Source organism: Sphingomonas trueperi, from assembly GCF_011927635.1.
Taxonomy (GTDB): domain Bacteria; phylum Pseudomonadota; class Alphaproteobacteria; order Sphingomonadales; family Sphingomonadaceae; genus Sphingomonas; species Sphingomonas trueperi.
Genome location: NZ_JAATJB010000002.1, coordinates 316,941 through 338,156, shown reverse-complemented (window position 1 = coordinate 338,156; position 21,216 = coordinate 316,941). Strand labels below are relative to the sequence as shown.

General features: G+C 67.7%; 19 protein-coding genes. 6 read left to right on the top strand and 13 right to left on the bottom strand.

All coding sequences use genetic code 11. From position 1 onward, the window contains the following. Window positions 1-14 precede the first annotated feature (14 nt). The 4 genes from GGR89_RS04960 to GGR89_RS04945 all read right to left on the bottom strand — a co-directional run bounded on the left by GGR89_RS04960 (window position 15) and on the right by GGR89_RS04945 (window position 6,161). Window positions 15-497: a chorismate--pyruvate lyase family protein gene (locus GGR89_RS04960; RefSeq protein ID WP_125972857.1), complete on the bottom strand. Its 483-nt coding sequence runs from the start codon at window positions 495-497 to the stop codon at window positions 15-17. Beyond that, window positions 497-3,160 carry a pyruvate, phosphate dikinase gene (gene ppdK, locus GGR89_RS04955; RefSeq protein ID WP_125972860.1) on the bottom strand — a complete coding sequence of 888 codons (2,664 nt, stop codon included), beginning with the start codon at window positions 3,158-3,160 and terminating at the stop codon, window positions 497-499. The genes GGR89_RS04960 and ppdK overlap by 1 nt, the downstream gene beginning before the upstream one ends. Before the next feature lie 161 nt (window positions 3,161-3,321). Continuing rightward, window positions 3,322-5,325, bottom strand: a complete 2,004-nt coding sequence (glyS, locus tag GGR89_RS04950) for a glycine--tRNA ligase subunit beta (RefSeq protein ID WP_125972862.1) — start codon at window positions 5,323-5,325, stop codon at window positions 3,322-3,324. Beyond that, window positions 5,322-6,161 carry a glycine--tRNA ligase subunit alpha gene (locus GGR89_RS04945; protein WP_125972922.1) on the bottom strand — a complete coding sequence of 280 codons (840 nt, stop codon included), beginning with the start codon at window positions 6,159-6,161 and terminating at the stop codon, window positions 5,322-5,324. Before GGR89_RS04945 ends, glyS begins: the two co-directional genes overlap by 4 nt. 297 nt (window positions 6,162-6,458) lie before the next feature. Between GGR89_RS04945 and GGR89_RS04940 the strand changes: the two genes are divergently transcribed. Continuing rightward, complete coding sequence (locus GGR89_RS04940) at window positions 6,459-7,322, top strand: TraB/GumN family protein (RefSeq protein WP_125972864.1); 864 nt, start codon at window positions 6,459-6,461, stop codon at window positions 7,320-7,322. 20 nt (window positions 7,323-7,342) lie between these two features. On the opposite strand, the gene GGR89_RS04935 is transcribed toward GGR89_RS04940, so the two are convergent. The 6 genes from GGR89_RS04935 to GGR89_RS22600 all read right to left on the bottom strand — a co-directional run bounded on the left by GGR89_RS04935 (window position 7,343) and on the right by GGR89_RS22600 (window position 12,553). Beyond that, complete coding sequence (locus GGR89_RS04935) at window positions 7,343-8,563, bottom strand: acyl-CoA reductase (RefSeq protein ID WP_125972866.1); 1,221 nt, start codon at window positions 8,561-8,563, stop codon at window positions 7,343-7,345. A 32-nt stretch (window positions 8,564-8,595) separates the two neighbouring features. Beyond that, window positions 8,596-9,669, bottom strand: a complete 1,074-nt coding sequence (locus GGR89_RS04930; RefSeq protein ID WP_125972868.1) for a LuxE/PaaK family acyltransferase — start codon at window positions 9,667-9,669, stop codon at window positions 8,596-8,598. Between the two features lie 83 nt (window positions 9,670-9,752). Next, window positions 9,753-11,126, bottom strand: a complete 1,374-nt coding sequence (locus tag GGR89_RS04925) for an AMP-binding protein (protein ID WP_125972870.1) — start codon at window positions 11,124-11,126, stop codon at window positions 9,753-9,755. Between the two features lie 4 nt (window positions 11,127-11,130). Continuing rightward, window positions 11,131-11,889, bottom strand: a complete 759-nt coding sequence (locus tag GGR89_RS04920; protein WP_206431238.1) for an SDR family NAD(P)-dependent oxidoreductase — start codon at window positions 11,887-11,889, stop codon at window positions 11,131-11,133. Then, window positions 11,873-12,106 (bottom strand): acyl carrier protein, encoded by a 234-nt coding sequence (locus tag GGR89_RS04915; protein ID WP_093294009.1) that lies wholly within the window; start codon window positions 12,104-12,106, stop codon window positions 11,873-11,875. Before GGR89_RS04915 ends, GGR89_RS04920 begins: the two co-directional genes overlap by 17 nt. A 30-nt stretch (window positions 12,107-12,136) precedes the next feature. Then, window positions 12,137-12,553, bottom strand: coding sequence for an acyltransferase (locus tag GGR89_RS22600; protein ID WP_280740960.1), 417 nt, complete (start codon window positions 12,551-12,553; stop codon window positions 12,137-12,139). Window positions 12,554-13,111: 558 nt separating this feature from the next. Between GGR89_RS22600 and GGR89_RS04905 the strand changes: the two genes are divergently transcribed. From GGR89_RS04905 to GGR89_RS04895, 3 genes are all read left to right on the top strand, one after another. After that, complete coding sequence (locus GGR89_RS04905) at window positions 13,112-13,714, top strand: 50S ribosomal protein L25/general stress protein Ctc (RefSeq protein ID WP_125972876.1); 603 nt, start codon at window positions 13,112-13,114, stop codon at window positions 13,712-13,714. Between the two features lie 81 nt (window positions 13,715-13,795). Next, window positions 13,796-14,365, top strand: coding sequence for an aminoacyl-tRNA hydrolase (gene pth / locus GGR89_RS04900; protein WP_125972878.1), 570 nt, complete (start codon window positions 13,796-13,798; stop codon window positions 14,363-14,365). 96 nt (window positions 14,366-14,461) lie between these two features. Continuing rightward, window positions 14,462-14,911: an NIPSNAP family protein gene (locus tag GGR89_RS04895; RefSeq protein ID WP_125972880.1), complete on the top strand. Its 450-nt coding sequence runs from the start codon at window positions 14,462-14,464 to the stop codon at window positions 14,909-14,911. A 52-nt stretch (window positions 14,912-14,963) separates the two neighbouring features. Here the strand turns inward: GGR89_RS04895 and GGR89_RS04890 are convergent, their stop codons facing one another. Beyond that, window positions 14,964-15,977: a transferrin-binding protein-like solute binding protein gene (locus GGR89_RS04890; RefSeq protein ID WP_125972882.1), complete on the bottom strand. Its 1,014-nt coding sequence runs from the start codon at window positions 15,975-15,977 to the stop codon at window positions 14,964-14,966. A 178-nt stretch (window positions 15,978-16,155) separates the two neighbouring features. On the opposite strand from GGR89_RS04890, the gene ychF reads away from it, so the two are divergent. Beyond that, the gene (ychF, locus tag GGR89_RS04885; protein ID WP_125972884.1) at window positions 16,156-17,253 is read left to right on the top strand and encodes a redox-regulated ATPase YchF; all 1,098 of its coding nucleotides are present in this window, start codon (window positions 16,156-16,158) and stop codon (window positions 17,251-17,253) included. A gap of 122 nt (window positions 17,254-17,375) precedes the next feature. On the opposite strand, the gene GGR89_RS04880 is transcribed toward ychF, so the two are convergent. Both GGR89_RS04880 and GGR89_RS04875 read right to left on the bottom strand, forming a co-directional pair. Then, window positions 17,376-17,717, bottom strand: a complete 342-nt coding sequence (locus GGR89_RS04880; RefSeq protein WP_125972886.1) for a response regulator — start codon at window positions 17,715-17,717, stop codon at window positions 17,376-17,378. Between the two features lie 4 nt (window positions 17,718-17,721). Next, window positions 17,722-19,161, bottom strand: coding sequence for a sensor histidine kinase (locus GGR89_RS04875; protein WP_241213626.1), 1,440 nt, complete (start codon window positions 19,159-19,161; stop codon window positions 17,722-17,724). Between the two features lie 236 nt (window positions 19,162-19,397). Here GGR89_RS04875 and GGR89_RS04870 point away from each other — a divergent pair, with 236 nt between their 5' ends. Then, window positions 19,398-21,164, top strand: a complete 1,767-nt coding sequence (locus tag GGR89_RS04870) for a methyl-accepting chemotaxis protein (protein WP_164521906.1) — start codon at window positions 19,398-19,400, stop codon at window positions 21,162-21,164. Window positions 21,165-21,216: the final 52 nt, after the last annotated feature.

Below are 21,216 nucleotides of genomic sequence, written 5' to 3'. Positions count from 1 at the left end.
GCAGGCCGAGCGGTCTAGCGCAACACCGCCGGCGTATAGTTCTCCACCACTTCCGCCAGCGCCCGGCCCTCGCCGTCCAGCACCAGCGCGCGGTGGCGGAGCACATAGGGCGCTACACCCCCCAGTACCTGCTCCAGCGGCTTGCGGTGCGGGTGGAGCGGGCGGATCACCGCGCCGAACGGGGTATCGCCCTGTTCCAGCGCGGCGTTCATCTCCGGGGTCAGCCGCGCCGGCACATACCAGTTCTCGGCGACCGACAGTGCCACGCCCGCGCAGCTGAGCACGACGCTGCGGTACACGACCCGCTCGTCCGGCCCGATGCCGAGCCGCGTCCGCTGCTCGGGCGTCGGGTCCTTTTGCGCCGTCCGATCGACCTCGGCGACGACCGGAGCACCGCAGCGGCGTTCCAGCAGGGCGGTGGCGGTGGGGCTGGCGAGAAGGTCGCGGCTGAGTGCCGCCGCATCGTCCGTCGCTGCCGCTACCGCCACTACCAGCATCACTTTCCTCTTATGGCCGCCTGCGCTGCCGCAAGCCGCGCGATCGGCACGCGATAGGGCGAAGCCGAGACATAATCGAGCCCCGTCTTCTCGCAGAACGCGATCGAGGCGGGATCGCCGCCATGTTCGCCGCAGATGCCGAGCTTGATGTCGGGCCGCGTCGCCCGGCCACGCTCGGCGGCGAGCGCGATCAGCTGGCCGACGCCCTCCACGTCGAGGCTGACGAACGGATCCTTGGCGTAGATGCCCTTCTCGACATAGGTCGTCAGGAAGCGCGAGGCGTCGTCGCGGCTCACGCCGAGCGTGGTCTGGGTGAGGTCATTGGTGCCGAACGAGAAGAAGGCGCCCACCTCGGCGATCTCGCCCGCCATCAGTGCGGCGCGCGGCAGCTCGATCATCGTGCCGACCAGATAGTCGAGCGTGCGGCCCTTTTCGGCGAACACCGCCTGCGCGGCCTTGTCGACCACCGCCTTCATCAGCTCCAGCTCGCGCCGGGTGCCGACCAGCGGGATCATCACTTCCGGCACCGGCGCCGCACCCGACTTCTCCGCCACGGCAATCGCAGCCTCGAAGATCGCGCGCGCCTGCATCTCGTAGATTTCGGGATAGGTCACACCCAGACGACAGCCGCGATGGCCGAGCATCGGGTTGAACTCGTGCAGCTCGGCCGCGCGGCGCTTGAGCGTGTCGACGTCCACGCCCGCCGCCGTGGCGACCTCGGCGAATTCCGCCTCTTCGTGCGGCAGGAACTCGTGGAGCGGCGGATCGAGCAGGCGGATCGTCACCGGCAGGCCGGCCATCACCTCGAAGATTTCGAGGAAGTCGCTGCGCTGTTCGGGCAGCAGCTTCTCCAGCGCGGCGCGACGGCCGGCCTCGTCCTCGGCGAGGATCATCTGGCGCACCGCGGTGATGCGCGACTGCTCGAAAAACATGTGCTCGGTGCGGCAAAGGCCGACGCCCTCGGCGCCGAACTCGCGCGCAGTGCGGCAGTCGAGCGGCGTCTCGGCATTGGCGCGCACCTTGAGGCGGCGGACCTCGTCGGCCCAGGCCATCAGCGTGCCGAAATCGCCGGACAGCTCGGGCTGCACGGTCGGCACCTGGCCGGCCATCACCTCGCCGGTGGCGCCGTCGATCGTCACCATGTCGCCCTCGCGGACCTCACGCCCGCCGACGCGCATCACCTTCGCGCGCGCGTCGATCGACAGGCTGCCCGCACCGGAGACGCAAGGCCGGCCCATGCCGCGCGCGACGACCGCCGCATGGCTGGTCATCCCGCCGCGCGCGGTCAGGATTCCGCGCGCGGCGTGCATGCCGTGAATGTCCTCGGGGCTGGTCTCGACACGAATCAGGATCACCGCATCGCCGGCATTGGCGCGCTTCTCCGCCGTGTCGCTGTCGAACACCGCAAGGCCCGAGGCGGCGCCCGGCGAGGCGGGCAGGCCCTTGGTAAGCACGTCGCGCGACGCCTTGGGGTCGAGCGTCGGGTGGAGCAGCTGGTCGAGCGCGCCCGGATCGACGCGCAGGATCGCCTCCTCGCGGGTAATCAGCCCCTCATTCGCCATGTCGACCGCGATCTTCAGCGCCGCCTTGGCGGTGCGCTTGCCGCTGCGCGTCTGCAGCATCCACAGCTTGGCGCGTTCGACGGTGAACTCGATGTCCTGCATGTCGCGGTAATGGGTTTCGAGCCGGTCGAACACCGCCGCCAGCTCGCCATAGACCTCGGGCATCGCCTCTTCCATCGAGGCGGGCTTGGCGCCTGCCGCCTCGCGGGCGGTCTTGGTCAGATATTGCGGCGTGCGGATGCCGGCGACGACGTCCTCGCCCTGCGCGTTGATCAGGAACTCGCCATAATAAGCGCGCTCGCCGGTGGAAGGGTCGCGGGTGAAGGCGACGCCGGTCGCCGAGGTGTCGCCCATGTTGCCGAACACCATCGCCTGCACGTTCACCGCCGTGCCCCAGTCGGCCGGAATGTCGTTCAACCGGCGATAGACCTTGGCGCGCTCCGACTGCCACGAGCCGAACACCGCGCCGATCGCACCCCAGAGCTGGTCGTGCACGTCCTGCGGGAACGGCTTGTTCCACAGCTCCTCGACGATGCTCTTATATTCGGCGACCAGCGCCTGGAGGTCGCTGGCCGACAGCTCGGTATCAAGCGTGAAGCCGCGATCTTCCTTGGCGATCTCCAGCGCTTCCTCGAACCGGCCATGGTCGAGACCGAGCACGACATCCGCATACATCTGGATGAAGCGGCGATAGCTGTCCCAGGCGAAGCGGTCGTCGCCGCTGGTCGCGGCTAGGCCCTGCACCGTCTGGTCGTTGAGGCCGAGGTTGAGGACGGTGTCCATCATCCCCGGCATCGAGACGCGCGCGCCCGAGCGGACCGAGACGAGCAGCGGATCGCCCGCATCGCCGAACTGCTTGCCGGTGATCGCGGCGATATGCGCGATGCCGTTCGCCACCTCGGCCTTCACGCTCTCGGGGAAGGTCTCGCCTTCCTCATAATAACGCGTGCACATCGCGGTGGAGATGGTGAAGCCCGGCGGCACCGGCAGCCCGATCGAGGCCATCTCGGCAAGGTTCGCGCCCTTGCCGCCGAGCAGATTCTTGTCGCCCGCACCACCGTCCGAAACACCACCGCCGAAGCGGTACACATATTGCGTCATTCTGATCCCCTTCCGATCGAAGCGCCCTTTCAAGACAGAAAGGGCGCTACCGCAGGTGCGAAGAAGGCGGAACCGCTGACTACGTTGTCGGTATCCGATTATTTCGGGACCGTGGCAGTTTCAGGCCAATTTACGGGATATTAATCGTACAATTAAGCCCCTCAACCTTCGATCTTGGCGAAGTCCGCGACCTTGTGCACTGCGTCACGCATCCGCGCGAGCAGGCCGAGGCGCGCGGCGCGCTTGGCGGGATCAGCGTCGTTGACGGTCACCTGATCGAAGAAGGCATCGATCGGCGCGCGCAGGATGGCGAGCGCGGCCATGGCGTCCTCGAACTGCTCGGCTTCAATCGCGGCGGTCGCCTTGGGCTCGGCGGCGTCGAGCGCGGCGGCGAGCGCGGCCTCGGCGGGTTCGGGCGCGGGGTTCACGGCGCCGGCTTCCCATTCCTCCTTCTTGAGGATGTTCGCCGCGCGCTTGTAGCCGGCGAGCAGGTTGGCGCCGTCCTCGGTCGTGACGAACGCCTGCAGCGCCTTCACCCGCGCGAGCAGGCGGACGAGATCGTCCTCCCCGCCGAGCGCGAACACTGCGTCGATCAGGTCGTGGCGAACACCGGCTTCGCGCTGCTGGACCTTGAGGCGATCGGCGAAGAAGTCGAGCACCTCCTGGCTGACCGAACGCAGCAGCGGGAAGCGCAGGCCGTTGTCGAGCAGGATAGCGAGCACGCCCAGCGCCGAGCGCCGAAGCGCGAACGGATCCTTGGAGCCGCTCGGCTTGAGGTCGACGCCGAAGAACTGGGTGATGCTGTCCAGCTTGTCCGCCAGCGCCACCGCGACCGTCACCGGATCGGTGGGGACGTCATCGCCCTGCCCGACCGGCTTGTAGTGATCGCGGATCGCCGCGGCGACCGCCGGGTCTTCCCCTTGCGCGGCGGCGTAATAGCCGCCCATCAGGCCCTGCAGCTCGGGGAACTCGCCGACCATGCCGGTGACGAGGTCCGCCTTGGCGAGTTCGGCCGCGCGTCGTGCCAGCGCCGGATCGCAGTTCGGCACGATTTTCTCGGCCGCCAGCCACTCGGCCAGCTTCGCGACACGCGCGACCTTGTCGGCCACCGTGCCCAGCTTTTCGTGGAAGACGATCTTCTCGAGCTTCCCCACCTGATCGGCCAGCTTCACCTTGAGGTCCGTCTCGTAGAAGAAGCGCGCATCGCTCAGCCGCGCCGCCAGCACCTTCTGGTTGCCCGCGACGATCTTCTCGCCGCCATCGGCCGCGTCGATGTTCGCCACGCAGACGAACGCGTTGGCCAGCTTGCCAGCAGCATCGCGGCACACGAAATATTTCTGGTTCACCCGCGCGGTGAGCTGGATCACCTCGGGCGGCACCGCCAGAAAGGCTTCGTCGAAGCGGCCGAGCAGCGGCATCGGCCATTCGGTCAGCCCGGCATTCTCGAACAGCAGGCCCTCGTCCTCGATCAGGCTGAGCCCGGCCTTCTGCGCCGCCATCTTCGCGCCCAGCGCGATGATGTTGCGCCGCTCGGCACCATCGACGATGACATGGCAGGCCCGCAGCTTCTCGAAATAGTCATCGGCCGAGCCGATAGTGATGACACCCGGATGGTGGAAGCGATGCCCCACCGTCGCCGCACCGCTCGCCACGCCCGCGATTTCGCACGGCACCACGTCGCTGCCGAACAGCGCGACGATGCCCTGCAGCGGCCGCACCCAGCGCGGGCTCTCGGTGGAGAGCGACGGCGCGCCCCAGCGCATCGACTTGGGCCAAGGGAAAGCACGGATCACCGCGGGGATCGCGGCGGCCAGCACGTCCGCCGTCGCGCGGCCGGGCTTGTCGACGATCGCGAACAACACGCCGTCGCGCTCGACCAGCTGGTCGGCGGTCAGGCCGGTCTTGCGCAGAAAGCCTTCGAGCGCCTGGGGCGGCGCGCCGACGCGCGGGCCCTTGGTCTCCTCGGAGACCGCGGCGGTCTGCTCGGGCAGGCCCTTGAGGATCAGCGCCAGCCGGCGCGGCGTCGCGTAGGACACGACCTCGGCCGCCTTGAGGCCGGCCTTGTCCAGCTCGGCGGCGAACAGGCGGGCGAGATCCTCCCGCGCTTTTTCCTGCATGCGCGCCGGGATTTCCTCCGAGCGGAGTTCGAGAAGAAAGTCCGTCACGCTGCCCACCCGTTCTTTTCCATCCACGCCGTGCAGGCGCCCTTCGCCAGATCGCGCACCCGGCCGATATAGGCCTGGCGCTCCGCCACCGAGATCACGCCGCGCGCGTTCAGCAGGTTGAAGATGTGGCTCGCCTCGATCGCCTGCTCATAGGCCGGGATCGGCAGCTTCGCCTCCAGCGAGCGCTCGCACTCGGCCGCGGCCTTGCGGAACAGGTCGAACAGCGCATCGGTATCGGCGATCTCGAAGTTCCACTTCGACATCTCGCGCTCATTCTCCAGGAACACGTCGCCATAGGTCACGCCCGCGTCGTTGAAGGCGAGATCGTACACGCTGTCCTTGTTCTGGATGTACATGGCGAGGCGTTCGAGCCCATAGGTCAGCTCGCCCGCCACCGGCTTGCAGTCATAGCCGCCCATCTGCTGGAAATAGGTGAACTGGGTGACTTCCATCCCGTCGCACCAGACTTCCCAGCCCAGGCCCCAGGCGCCGAGCGTCGGCGATTCCCAATCGTCCTCGACGAAGCGGATGTCGTGCTTGGTGAAATCGATGCCGATCGCGGCCAGCGAGCCGAGATACAGCTCCTGCAGGTCGGGCGGGCTCGGCTTCAGGATCACCTGATACTGGTAGTAATGCTGGAGCCGGTTGGGGTTCTCGCCATAGCGGCCGTCGGTCGGGCGGCGGCAGGGCTGGACGAAGGCGGCGTTCCACGATTCCGGCCCCAGCGCGCGCAGCGTGGTGGCGGGGTGGAAGGTGCCGGCGCCCATCCGCATGTCATAGGGCTGCAGGATCAGGCAGCCGCGCGTGCTCCAATAGTCATGGAGCGTCAGGATCATGCGCTGGAAGCTGAGAGGTTCGGACAAGTTGGTCACCCTGTGAGGTTTGGGGAGCGCTTTGGCGCAGGGCGCGGAGGGGGTCAACCGGGGGGGGGGGGGCTGGCCCCTCGCCTCGCTCACGGTCGTCCCCGCACCGCTCCCCCGTCATGCCGGCGAAAGCCGGGATCCATTGGGGCCACCGGCGCGGCTCCATCCCAGGCCGGGTGGCGTCTGGATCCCGACTTTCGTCGGGATGACGGGTTCGGGAGGAGCGGCACCCGTTGACTCCGCCGCCCCTGCCCCGCCAAGCCCGCTGCCATGTTCCGCGCCTTCCTTCTCGCCGCCCTGTTCCTCCTCGGCAGCTGCGGCACCGCGCCGCGCGAGGCCAAGCCTGCGCTCTGGGCGGTACGCGACGGCGACACCACCGTCTATCTGTTCGGCTCCGTCCACCTGCTCCCGCCCGACCTGCGCTGGCTCGAGGGGCCCGTGCGCACCGCCTTCGACGCCAGCGACACGCTCGTCCTCGAACTGGTGATGCCGCCGCAAGCCGAAACCCAGGCGCTGCTCGACAAGCTGGGCCGCACCCCGGGCGACCCCACCGTCGCCGCCCTGCCCGCGCCCGAGCATGCCAAGCTGGAAGGTGCGCTCCGCCAGGCCGGGCTATCGCCGCAATCGCTCGACCGCGACGAGCCGTGGCTGGCCGCGCTCACCCTGTCGCTGCTGCCGCTCCAGACGCTCGGCTATGACGATGCGCGCGGTGTCGAGCAGGTGCTGCAGGCCGCCGCGACGAAGGCGGGCAAGCAGGTAATCGGGCTGGAAACCGCCGAGGAACAATTTGGCTATTTCGACCATCTCTCCGACGCCGCGCAGACCCGCCTGCTCGGCGACACGCTCGACGGACTGCCCGAGACCGGCGCCAATATCGACGCCGCGGTCGCCGCCTGGAGCAAGGGGGATGCCGACGCGCTGGCCCGCCTGCTCAACGCCGACCTCGCGCCCAATCCGGAGCTGCGCGACACGCTGCTGCTCCGCCGCAACCAGCGCTGGGCGGCCTGGGTCCAGGGCCGCCTGCAGCGCGCGGGCACGGTGTTCGTCGCGGTGGGCGCAGGCCATCTCGCCGGTAGCGACAGCGTGCTGGCGATGCTCACCAAGTCCGGGCTGAAGGTCGAGCGGCTCCAATAGGAAGCCGCCCGGCCCGCCGCTCAGTCCTGCGGCGCGTCGATGACCACGATACGGGTGAGCGAGGTCAGAAAGTCGATCCCGTCCCAGATCGCGTTGAAGTTCAGCGCGTGGCCGAAAGGCACGATGCGGTCGATCCCCTGCGGCTGGGCGTTCAGCAGGAAGGCCTGCCAGTCGCCCTTGGGCACGCCGAAGCTGGCCACCGTCTGCCAGTTGCGCCGCGCACTGGCGCCGAGTTCCTCCAGCGCCGCGACATGGAATTCGCGGAAGAAGCCGCCGCCGGTGCCGTTGGGTTCGCCGAGCAGCGCGATCGGGCACCGCACGACGCTGATGAAATTGGTCTCCAGCGGCACCACGCTGGCATGGACGCTCACCGCATTGTCCTGCTCGGCGAGCAGCTTGGCGACCGCGCCGGCATCTTCCCAGCCCAGATTCGCCTCGCGCGCGCCGGCTTCGACATGGTGCCAGAAATCGGTGCTCGCCGCCGCGATGTCGTCTGCCGAGCCGCGCCACACCAGTGCGCGGGGGGACGAACAGGCCATCTGGCCGAACCACAGCGAGTCGTTGACGAAATCGCGGGCAACCGGCGTCTTGTTTTCGTTGGCCAGCCAGGCCTTGGCGTCGACCACCGCGAGTGAATACTTGTTCGGGAAGGTAAGCTCGGTGCCGCCGGGCGAGAGCGGGCTCTTGCGGATCAGCTCCACCGTGCCGTCGCCGCCCCACACGACGCGAACGTCGCAGTGGCGCGAAAAGGCGTCGGTGATCGACTGGTCATGCTCGTAGCGGACGATGCCGATGATCCCGCGCAGCCGCGCGCTCGCCGCCTCGACCACCTGCTTGAGGATGTCGTTGAGCAGGTCCGACTGCTGCGCCGCGCGCGAGGACATGCGCACCAGGTTCACATTGCCGGCGAGCATCGACAGCAGCAGCGAATAGACGAAGATCGTGTCGACGTTGGACGGCGCGATATGGAACGCCAGCCCGCGGGCCAGCCGCAGCGCGTCCGGGTACTGCGCGTCGAACCGGTCCTTCATCCGCTTGATGTTGGCGCCGCGCGCCCAGAAGCCCAGCGCGACCAGTTCCGGATGGCGGCGGGCCTGCGGGCTGGCCATCAGCGCCTTGCCCAGCCGCTCGATGAACTCGATCACCGCCGGATCGAACGGGGCGAGCGGGCGCTGCGCCAGCAAAGCGTCGATGTTCGCGCCCTCGGGGACGACGAACCGCACCTTGTCGAGACTGTTCATAGCTTGGCACTCACTCGCATGGATCGATCGGGTCACTGGTTGCTGGCGAAGGTGTCGCTGCAGCCGCGCACTTCGGCCTTGGGCAGGCGGCCATGGACCGCGAAATACTTGCCCTTGCGGCCGCAGGCGCAATCGTCCTCGCCGAGCAGCGTGCCCTGGTCCTCGGTCAGCAGCGAGTGGCCGGGATAGCTGCGCGGCAGCACCGAGACGACCTGGATCACCCCGGTCTCGCCGATATCGCACGCGCTCCAGTCGACCGGGCGGCGGATCACCACGTCGGCGAAGACCGGGGCATGGAGGTGCCCCGCCTCGCACTCGACGAAGATCGAGCCGGTCTGCTCGACCATGCCGTAGAAATTATGGACGCGGCCGAAGCCGGCGAGATCGCTCGCGCGCTGCTTGAAATGCTCGTTGGAGACCTTCTCGGCCTCCAGCTTCTTCCAGCCGCCCGAATGGATCAGGATCGCATTGTCGAACGGCAGCTTGCGGCCCGACTGCTCGAGCTGCTGGATGAAATAGCGCCACACCATGAAGGTGAAGCCGAAGGCGAAGATCGGCTGGCCGGCATTGGCGGCGGCGAAGGTCTCCAGCGCCTCCCAGTCCAGCTCCATCGTCTCGTCCTTCAGCGCGAAGACGTGCTGGCGGCCGAAGGTCATCATGCCGAGGATGCCGGCGCCGCGCGCGCTGAAGGTGCGGCGGTCCTTCACCACGCTGGGGTGATCGATGATCAGCATCGGCAGCCGCTTCGGGCCGATGAACGAGGTCATGATCCTGGTCAGCGCGCGGGTCTGCAGCCGGGCGGTATCGGCATCGAGGAAGATGCGCGAGGGGCGCTGGCCGGTGGTGCCCGAGGAGGTCATCGTCTTGAACACCTGGTCCTGCGGCACCGAGGACAGATCGTGCAGCTTGAACATGCTGACCGGGATCAGCGGCGCGTCGGCCCCGCCCGGCAGGTCGCCCGGGCCATAGGCGTCGAGGATCGCGCGATAGCCTTCGCATTCGGTCCCGTGGAATGCCGTCAGCTCGCGCAGCTCGGCCTGGAGCAGCGCGTGCTTCTCCGCCTTGGGGAGGTCGTAGACGGGAACCTCGAAAAAGGACTCAATCATCGCTTCAACTCCTTTTTCCGCACCGACAACGCTATCGGCCCCGGCATCGCGCCGATATCTGGCGTCGGCCAGGGCTGTTCAAGTCACGCAGGCTTCGAGGCCTGCTCCCATGCTGCTTGCAGCGCCGCCGCCGTCACCTTGCCGGAAGCGGTGCGCTCGACGGGGCCGCCGCTGCGCACCTCGATGCCGCGCGGGGGCAACGAGAAGGCATCGACGATCGTCTTGCGCACCTCGGCAGGATCGAGGCCGCCATGGATCAGCACCTGCAGCTTGTCGTCGGCGCCGAAGCAGAACACCTCGGCCTCGGGCGTGGCGATGCGGCGCTCGACCTCGTCGAGGTTCACGCGCAGGCCGAACACCTTGAGGATCCGCGAGCTGCGCCCGACGATCCGCAACAGGCCGTCCTCGCCCAGCTGCGCCAGATCGCCGGTGGACAGCACGCCGCCCAGCTCGTCGCCCTTGGCGAGATCGGCGCGCGCCAGCGCGTAACCCATCATCACCGCGGGGCTGTGGATCCGCATCTCGCCGGTCTCGCCCGGCGCGGCCGACGACCCGTCGTCCTTGACCAGCTCGATCGTGACGCCCGGAATGGCGACGCCGATCGCGTCCGGATGCGCCGCGGCATGTTCGGGCGGCAGATAGGCGACGCGTGGGCCGGCCTCGGTCTGGCCGTACATCACGAAGAACTTGCGATCGGTCCGCGCCGCCCAGTCACCAAAGAAGGACACGATGCGCGGATCGAGCCGCCCGCCCGCCTGGGTGAGCGTCTTGAGGCTCGGCAGGCTCAGCTTCTCCTCGCCGAAGCGGCGGAGCGTCGTATAGTGGAACGGCACCCCCGCGATCGAGGTCGCCGCGTGCTGGCGCAGATCATCCCAATAGCCCGGCTCCATCACCGTCTTGCGGGTGACGCAGATGCACGCGCCGACGGCGAGGTGCGAATGGATCACCGACAGGCCGTAGGAATAGCTCATCGGCAGGTGGAGCAGCGGCCGTTCTTCGGCGGTCAGCGCCAGATACTGGGCGATGCTCTCGGCATTGGCCGTGATGCCGGCGAGGCGCTGGCGCACCAGCTTGGGCGAGCCGGTGCTGCCCGAGGTGGTGAGCAGCAGCGCCAGATCGGCATGGAGCTCGGCCGGCGGTGCATCGGTAACGGTCACGCTGCCCGCCACCGGATCGACGATCGCGTTGGGCTGGTAGACCGCGTAGAGCTGCGCCGACAGCAGCTCGGAAAGATCGGCTTCCAGGAGCAGCGGCACATGACCCGCGTGGAGCAGCGCCACATAGGCCGCGATCGATTCGGCCGAGACGCTGCACCGAAGCACGACCAGCGACCGCGTCGCGGGCAGCCCCGCGATCAGCCGCTGCCCGAGCGCCAGCGTCTCGGCATAGCTGAGCACGCGATCGCCGTCGGCGACGCAGGGATTGCCGGCGAATGCCTGGAAGACCCGATCGAACATGCGCCTAGACCATCATCCCGCCGTCGACGCCGATCACCTGGCCGGTGATGTAACGGGCGGCATCGCTGGCGAGGAAGACGCTGAGCCCGGCAACGTCCTCGGGGGTGCCGAGGCGACCCATGCCGATCGACGCGACGGTCTCCTGCCGCTTCTCCTCCGACAGCCCCTCGATCAGCGCCGTGTCGATCGCGCCCGGCGCGATGGCGTTGACGCGGATCTGGCGAGCGGCGAATTCCTTGGCGAGGCTCTTGGTCACGCCGATCACGCCCGCCTTGCTGGCGGCATAGACCGCCTGGCCGGCAAAGCCCTGCGCGCCCATGATCGAGGTCAGGTTGATGATCGAACCGCCGCCGTTCCGCGCCATCAGCCGCGCCGCATATTGCGAGGCGACCAGCACCGAGCGCAGGTTCACCTGGTAGGTTTCGTCCATCATCTCGACCGAGGCCATCTCGATCATCGAGGCCTTCAGGATGCCGGCATTGTTGACCAGCACGTCGAGGCGACGATCGGCCTTCTGGATGGTCCCGAAGGCCTGCTTGATCGCCGCCGGATCGGCAACGTCGAAATAGAGCGCGCGCGCCTCGCCCGCGCCGAGCGCGTTGAGCGTCACGAGAGTCGCATCGAGCGCCCCCTCGGTCCGCGCCGCGAGCCAGACGGTGGCGCCGGCCTCGACCAGCCCCTTGGCGATCGCCGCGCCGATGCCGCGCGACGCCCCGGTGACCAGGGCGACGCGGCCGGCGAGCAGGTCAGGCCTCGACATCATACTTCTTGAGGATCTCGCGAATCGTGCCGACGCTCGACATCGCGACGATGTCGTCGGTGTCCAGCATCACGTCATAGGCGGCTTCCAGCTCGGCGATCAGCGCCATGTGCGCCACCGAATCCCATTCGGGGATCGAGTTGTACTTCAGGTCGTCCGTGATCGCGGAGCGATCGAGCATCAGTGCGCGCGCGACGATTTCGTGCAGGTCTTCGGCCATGTGTAGATCCTTGATGGGGAGAGAAAGAACTTATGCCGCGTCGGCGGGCGTGGATGCTGCCGGGGGCGCTGCTGCCGCGGCAGCCGCTGCGTCGGCGCTCGCGCGCGACAGGATGAGGCCCCACTGTCCGGTGACGATACCCTTTTCCATCACCCGCGCGGGGTTGCCGCCGGCGAGGCAGCCATCGGGAATGTCGCGCATCACCACGCTGCCGGCGGAGATGATGCAGCCGTCGCCGATCTTCACGCCCGGGAAGATGATAGAATGCGCGCCGATCTGGCAGCGCTCGCCGATGATCGTCTTCAGGTGCATCCGGCGCACATAGTCGTGCGTCAGGATCGCGGCGCCGAAGCTGACCGCCGTGTCCTTGCCGATCCAGACGCCGTCGGGATGCGCCTTGTCCAGCTTCGACGACAGCGAGATCGCACAGCCCTCTGCGATGTGCATGCCCCAGAATTTGTTGAGATACAGCCGATAGATCTCAACCGCATAGCGCCTGAGCTTCCGCCGGATGAGAGCCGCAGCCCCGAATTTCGCCATCTTAATCCCCCGAGCGCAATTTCAACCAATCGAACCTTCGACTCCGTCGATCGATTGGCTCAGACTACTACAAAACCGTTCACGCCGCCCCCACGCCACAACGCACATGCACAAGGACCGCGGGAGACCAGGCCTTATCGCCTTTTAGTCAGCGATCTTCCACTGCCGCAAGCGTCCATGTTCACCAATTATTATCTAATTGCGCCATCTACCCGCGGAATGTGACCGTTCGTCGTCACTATCCGCGGCGCTGCCGGACGGCCGGCGAGCGACGGGGTATAACACCCGAAACCCGGTTCGGCTCCCAGGAAATGTTGCGCCGCAGCATGCGCACTTCCCGAAGCGGGACCGACTTGCGATTTCGCCGCGCTTCGCCTATAGGCGCGCGCTTGCCGTGGCAGGGTCATCCCTGGAGGCCTGCCGCTGCATGCACGTTGAAACATTTAGCGCATTGGAAATCGACACATGAGCGACACGCTTACGCTGTCGGCCGAAACGCGCGACCGGGCTGGCAAGGGAGCCTCCCGGGCGCTGCGTCGTGAAGGCCGCGTCCCCGCCGTGATCTATGGCAACAAGCAGGATCCGCAGAGCATCCACGTCAACGAGCGTGAGCTGCAGAAGCTGCTGAACACCGGCCACTTCTTCAACTCGGTGATCATGGTCAATGGCGAGCGCACGCTGGCCAAGGACGTCGCCTTCGACGTCGTCACCGACCGCCCGCTCCATGTCGACTTCCTGCGCATCTCCGAGCACGCGACCGTCCATGTCGAAGTGCCGATCGTGTTCGTCGACGAAGAGCTGGCCCCCGGCCTGAAGCGCGGCGGCGTGCTCAACATCGTCCGCCACGAGCTGGAGCTGGTGGTCGACGCAGCCGAGATCCCCGACCAGGTCGAGATCTCGGTCAAGGGCCTCGAAGTCGGCGATTCGCTGCACATCTCGGCCGTGACCCTGCCCAAGGGCGCGACCCCCGCGATCACCGATCGCGACTTCACCATCGCCACCGTCGTCGCGCCGTCGGCGCTGAAGTCGGCAGACGGCGAAGCGGAAGCCGAGTCGGCCGAGGGCTGATCGGCCTTCCCTTCACGGGTTCAAAAGATCGCCTCCGCACCCTAGGTGCGGGGGCGATTTTCTTTTTCGGGAGTGTGGGTGATGCAGCTATGGGTGGGTCTCGGCAATCCGGGGCCGCAATATGCGATGCACCGCCACAATGTCGGGTTCATGGCGCTGGACGCGCTGGCCGAGGTGCACGGCTTCTCCGCGCCGAAGAAGCAGTTCCAGGGCTGGACCCAGGAAGGCCGCATCGGCACCGAGAAGATCGTGCTGCTCAAGCCCGGCACCTTCATGAACGAAAGCGGCCGCGCCGTGCGATCGGCGATGGATTTCTACAAGCTCGCGCCCGAGGACGTCACCGTCTTTCACGACGAACTCGACCTGCTACCGATGAAGGTGAAGGTAAAGCGCGGCGGCGGCACCGCCGGGCACAACGGCCTGCGCTCGACCGACGCGCATCTCGGGCCGGACTTCCGCCGGGTGCGGCTCGGCATCGGCCATCCCGGGCACAAGGACCGGGTGACCGGCTATGTGCTCGGCAACTATGCCAAGGCCGAGATAGAGCCCTTGTCCGACATGCTCGGCGCGATCGCCGCCGAGGCATCCTGGCTGGCGGCAGGGGACGATGTGCGCTTCATGAACGAGGTCGCGCGGCGGATGCAGGACTGAGCGCCGGCCAAGTTTCTCTACACTTCCAGAAGGTTACCACTTGATACCGGCAGCGGTCGTGGCATCCTCCCGTCGAACTCGATGAGAGGATGCCCGATGCGCCTGGTCCTGACCGCCCTGCTCGCTCTCGTGCCGCTTGCCGCCCCCGCCGCAGCCCAGACCGCCGCCACCCAGACCGCCGCCACCCAGACGCAGCAGCCGGTCTATGAATTGCGCATCTATTATCCGGCGCCGGGCAAGGCCGAAGCGCTCAACGCGCGTTTTCGCAACCACACGCTCAAGCTGTTCGCCAGGCACGGCATGCGCAACGTCGCCTATTGGAACGAGCTGCCTCGGCCGGATGCGCCCGAGGGCCGCGTGGTCTACATCCTCGCCTACCCCAGCCGCGAAGCGCGCGAGGCGGACTGGAAGGCGTTCGGCGCCGATCCCGAATGGCAAAAGGTCGTCGCCGAGTCCGAAGCAAGTGGCAAGATCGTCACCAAGGTCGAGAGCATCTTCATGACGATGGCGGATTATTCGCCGGCGCTCGCGCCGTCCGGCAGATAAACGAAAGGGGCCCGGTCTCCCGAGCCCCTTCCGTTCATCTTGGTGTAGGCGCTTACTGCTTCACGCCGACCACTTCGCCGACGATGCGGGTGTCCGCGCCGTTGATCGTGCCCGAGGCGCCGAAGACGATGCCGAGGTTCACGCCCTTCGAGCCGTAGAAGGCGCCGGCAATCGTGCCGGTCGCAGCACCGCCGCTCACCAGGCTGCCGCTGAACTGGTTCTGCCCGATCGGGATCGCGCCCTGGGCGTTCAGCGTCACATAGGTGGTCTCGGCGCCGCCGCTCGGCAGCGTCGTCAGGTTCATCGTGGTGGTGACGAGGCCGGTGGCGAAGTTGACCGCTACGGTCGCCGTGCCGCCGACGCGGACGAGCGTCGTCGCGCCATTGGCGACGCTCACCGAGCGACCGACGATCCGCGCGGTATAGTTGGCGGTGCCGGTGGTGAGCATGTCGTAGCTCAGCGTCGGATAGCCCCAGATCGCATAGGTCAGGCGCTTCTGGCCGGTGGTCGAATCGCCGCGCCACCAATTGGCATAGCTCAGCACGGTCAGCGTCTTGAGCAGGCTGTCGCTGGTGGTCACGGTCGCCGCGCCGATGTTGTTCAGCACTTCGAGCTGGCTGAAATTGCCCGCCGCAGCGCCGGTCGCGGTGCTGACGCTGCGATAGACGAACTCAGTGACCGTCGGCGCCGCCGGGGTGGTGACGTTGGTGCCGACGAAGCGCGATTCCTCGGTCGCCTCGTCCATCACGAAGGTACCGTTGGTGAGGTCGGTGGTCGCGGCCAGCTTGACGCGGCTGGTGAAGGTCTCGGTCGCCGTCACGCCCAGCGTCACCGCACCCGCAGCGGGATCGCCGGTATAGTTGGTCGTCGCGTTCAGCGTGCTGAACTCGGCGGCGGCAGCCAGCGGGAAGGCGGTGTAGGTCGCGGTCGGCGTCGGGGTGGGCGTCGCCGAGCCCGATGCGGTGGGGGTCGGGGTCGGCGTCGGGGAGGAGTTTCCACCGCCGCTGCAGCTTGCCAGCGCGGCCGCAGCCGCGGCGCTGCCCAGAATGACATAACGGCGAATCATACGAAAACTCCTCGAGAACCTGCCGCACGCAGCAAAAGACTTGGCCCCCTGTACCCCAGATGAACGCCCCTGCGTCAAGGCCGCGCGCGTCACACTGGAAAAACCCGCCGCCTGCGCGTATCGGGCACACCATATCGCCGGCGCGCCCGCCGGCCCCTTCACGACAGGATCGAAGTACATGGGTTTCCGTTGCGGCATCGTCGGCCTGCCCAATGTGGGCAAGTCCACGCTTTTCAATGCGCTGACCGAGACGGCCGCGGCGCAGGCGGCCAATTATCCGTTCTGCACGATCGAGCCGAACGTCGGCAACGTCGCGGTGCCCGATCCGCGGCTGAACAAGCTGGCGGAGATCGCCGGCTCGCAGAAGATCATCGAGACGCAGCTCGGCTTCGTCGACATTGCGGGCCTGGTGCGCGGCGCGAGCAAGGGCGAAGGCCTGGGCAACCAGTTCCTCGGCAACATCCGCGAGGTGGACGCGGTCGTCCACGTGCTGCGCTGCTTCGAGAATGACGACATCCAACATGTCGACAACCGCGTCGATCCGATTGCGGACGCCGAGACGGTCGAGACCGAGCTGATGCTCTCCGACCTCGAAAGCCTGGAAAAGCGCGTGCCCAACCTCGCCAAGAAGGCGGCGCAGGGCGACAAGGAAGCCAAGGCCGCCGCGAGCGTGCTCGGCCAGGCACTCGACCTGCTGCGCGACGGCAAGCCCGCGCGCCTCACCCAGCCGAAGGACGAGGACGAGGCCCGCCACCTGCGTCTCGCCCAGCTGCTCACCGCCAAGCCGGTGCTGTACGTGTGCAACGTCAACGAGGAAGACGCGGCCAACGGCAACGATCTCTCCGCCAAGGTCTTTGCCAAGGCCGCGGCCGAGGGTGCGCAGGCAGTGGTCGTCTCGGCGGCGATCGAGGCCGAGATCGCGACCATGCCGATCGAGGAGCGCGGCGAGTTCTTGCGGGAGCTGGGGCTGGAGGAGACCGGCCTCGCCCGCGTGATCCGCGCCGGCTACACGCTGCTCGACCTGCTGACCTTCTTCACCGTCGGCCCGAAGGAAGCGCGCGCCTGGACCGTTCACCGCGGCGCCACCGCGCCCAATGCGGCGGGCGAGATCCACAGCGATTTCGAGAAGGGCTTCATCCGCGCCGAGACGATTGCCTATGACGATTTCGTCGCGCTGGGCGGCGAAGCCAAGGCGCGCGAGGCCGGCAAGCTGCGCGCGGAAGGCAAGGCCTATGTCGTCAATGATGGCGACGTGATGCACTTCCTGCACAGCTGATCCGGTCTCAACCCCCTCCTCCTTGGAGGAGGGGTTGGGGGTGGGGGGATTCCAGAACGAAGGTTTGTCTCGGTGAGACACAGCCCCACCCCCCCTCCCCTGAAAGGGAGGGGCTTAAGAATTTACCCACACGCTTTTACGATCAGCGCGGCCAGATGCTCGCGCAGGAACGGCTTGGCCAGCACTGGCCGCTCGCGATAGGCGCCCTCCAGCCCCAGCGCGCCGTACCCAGTCGCAAAGGCATAGGGAATCGCGCGCTCGGCAAGAATGTCCGCCACCGGGAACGACCGATGGCCGTCGAGATTGACGTCGAGGATCGCCAGATCGGCCTCCACTCGCCGCGCCGCCTCCAGTGCCTCGGGGAGCCGCATCGCGATCTCCACCACCTCGTGGCCGAGATCCTCCAGCATGTCCTCGATCAGGAAGGCGATCGTCATTTCATCTTCGACGATCAGGACACGCACGAACTCACTCCACGGTCACGGCGGCAAGCGGCGCCTGGACGGTGCAGCGCAGCCCCTCAGGCTCGAAGTAAAGCGTCACCGCGCCGCCAAGTTCCCCCGCCAGGCCCCGTTCAATTAGCCGCGATCCGAAACCGCGCCGCGCCGGCGCCACCACGATCGGCCCGTCACGCTCGCGCCATTCGAGTCGCAGCTGGCCGCCCGCGACCGACCAGGCGATCGCCACCCGCCCCGTCTCGTTCGACCAAGCGCCGTATTTCACCGCATTGGTGGAAAGCTCGTGCATCGCCAGCGCCATCGCCAGCGCCGTCTTGGGCGAGATGCGGACGTCGGCACCCTCCAGCGTGCAGCGCGCCGGATCATGCTGGTGCGGACGCACTGCCTGGTCGATCGCCTCGCGCAGCGACGCCCCGGCCCAGCGCTCGCCGGTGAGCAGGTCGTTGGCCTGCGCCAGCGCGACCAGCCGCGCGGCGAACTGCTCCTGCGCCACCGCGAGATCGGGCGCGGCGCGGAAGGTGCGCATCGCGATCGCCTGCACCATCGCCAGCGTGTTCTTCACCCGGTGGTTGAGTTCGTTGATCACCAGCCGCAGATGCTCGTTGGTGCGCCGCTGCTCGGTGATGTCCGAGGCCGCCCCGAACCATTCGACCAGAGTGCCCGCCTCGTCGGTGAGCGGCACTGCGCGCGAGGCGACCCAGCCGATGCTGCCGTCGGCCTGATGGACGCGGTGTTCGAGCTCGAGCGGCCGGCGCGTCGCCACCGCCTCGGCGATCGCGGCCTGCACCCGCGGGATATCCTCGGGATGGAGATAGGCCTCCATCCAGTCGGTTTGGGCGGCGCTGGCATGGGTGAGGAAGGTGCCGCCATCCATGTGGATGAGCTCGGACCAGTCCGGGCTCATCCGGTAGATCGCGTCCGAGGTCGCCTCGACGAACGCGCGCAGCCGCCGCTCGCTCTCGCGCAGCTGGCGCTGGGCCAGCACCTTCTGCGTGGTCTCGACCACGATCGCGATTACCCCGGCCGGCGCGCCCGATTCATCGAGCACCGGCGAATAATCCAGGTCCATCCACACCGGCTCCAGCTTGCCGCGCCGCTGCAGCGCCAGTTCCTGGTCGCGATAGGCCAGCGTCTGGCCGCTCAGGCCCACCCGCATGACGTTGTCGTTGAAGTCGGAGATTTCTGACCAGCCCTCGCGCACCTTCGATCCCAGCAGCGCCGGGTGCCGGCTGCCGGCGAATTCGGAATAGGCGTCGTTGTAGATCATCACGCCGTCTTCGCCCCACAGCAGCACGATCGGCACCGGCGAGAGAAGCAGCATCTGGGTGACCGATTTCAGGCTCTGCGGCCACTGCGCGAGCGGCCCGATCGACGTTGCCGCCCAGTCGAAATCCCGAATTAGCTGCCCCAGCTGCCCCCCACCGATCGGGTAGCCTTCGTCGCCCATCATGCGCCTCCACACCGCGTATCACGCCAGCCCCGCGGCGGGCACAATGTTTCTGCACCGCAATCGTTCATTCTGCGCGTGGGGGCGACAACCTATGTAAGCCGCGCTTGCCGGCAGCGCGCGCAGCAGAACGCGCGCAGGCCGATCGCGCAACAAATCTTCGCTTCTTCTCGCAACGCGCTAGAAATGTTTCTACAATGGTTCCGGTACGGGGGCACAGACCACTCGGGGGGGACTGCATGACGATTACCGCGCGGGTTCGCAGCGGCGCGATTGCGCTGATCTTGCTTCTGGCCATCGCCTTCGCCGTTTCGGCCTGGCGGATTCACGCGATCCGGATGGGCGGCCCGATGCACCGCGCCTCGATGGAGATCGCCGATCTCAACGCCGACATCCTGCCCCCGCCCGAATATATCATCGAGCCCTATCTCGAAGCGACGCTGCTGCTCGATCACCCGGAACGGATCGACGCCACCCGCGCCCGCCTCGCCGAGCTGCGCAAGGCCTATGATGACCGTCATGCAGTGTGGGAGCAGTCCGCCCTCCCCGATCATCTGAAGCGCGCGATCCTCGCCGACACGCACACGCCGGCAATGCGCTTCTGGCAGGAGGCGCAGGGATCGTTCCTCGATGCGATCGCCGCGAACGACATGGGTACCGCCCGCGCCCGCTACGCCGTGCTGACGCAAGCCTATGACGCCCACCGCAAGGCGATCGACGCGCTGGTCAAGGCCACCGCCGAGGAGCAGGCCGCGTTCGGCGACCGCTCGTCCCAGTCGCTCTGGGCCTCGATCGGCGCGCTGACCCTGCTCGCGCTCGCGCTGTTCGGCACGATCGGCTGGTTCGCCTGGTGGCTTACGCGCCGCGTCGCCCAGCCGCTGGCCCAGGTCGCCCAGGCGACCACCACGCTGTCGCGCGGGCAGGACACCGCCATCCCCTATCGCGACCGCACCGACGAGCTGGGCAACATCGCCCAGGCCGTCGCCCGCTTCCACGCCGCCGCGCGCAGTCGCGCCGAGATGGATGCGGCGCATCTCGCCGAGCAGGAGAATGTCGGCGAAATGCTCGGCGCCGCGCTCGCCGCGCTGGAAAAGGGGGACCTGCGCCACCGCATCACCAGCCCCTTCCCCGGTGTCTACGAGCCGGTGCGCGTCAGCTTCAACCGCGCCGCCAGCGCGCTCTCGGCGATGCTGCGCACTACGATCCATGGCGCGCGCAACATCGGCACCGGCTCCAGCGAGATCGCCACCGCGTCGGAAGACCTCGCCCACCGCACCGAGACGACCGCGCATACGCTCCAGGAAACCAGCGCCGCGATCCAGCTGATCGAGAACCGGCTCAAGAGCAGCAGCCAGTCCGCCGAGGCCACCATGGCACGCGCCGAGCAGGCGGGCGCCATGGTCCATGCCGGCCGCAGCACCGCCCAGAACGCCGCGATCGCGATGAACAGCGTCTCCGAACGCGCCAATGCAATCGACACGGTGGTCGAGGGGCTCGACAAGATCTCCTTCCAGACGCGCGTGCTGGCGATGAACGCCGCGGTCGAGGCGGGCCGCGCCGGGGAAGCGGGCCGCGGGTTCGCGGTGGTCGCCGATCTCGTCTCCGCGCTCGCGCTGCGCGCCGAGGAAGAGGCCAAGCGCGGCCGCGACCTGATCAACGAGACCCAGATCGACGTCGCCACCGCCGCCAGCGAAGTCCGCGCGGTCGATGCGGCGCTGGTCGAGATCGTCGAGAATTTCGACGGCGTCCAGGAACTGCTCCAGGCGCTGCGCGAGGACAATCGCTCGCAGGCCAGCGCGATCTCCGACATCACCCGGTCGGTGGTCGAGATGGAGACCGCCACCCAGCAGAACGCCGCGATGGTGGAACAGACCTCCGCCGCCGCCCGCTCGCTCGACCGCGAGGCGGCGACGCTGCTCGGCAATGCCGAGGCGTTCCGGGTGGACGAGGAGGTGGCGGGGTATCGCAGCGGCGCGTCTGAAGCTGCGTTCGAGATGGCGTACTGAGCTGCCCCCGTACACCCCCCTCCCGCGTGCGGGAGGAGAGTAAAGGGCGTCG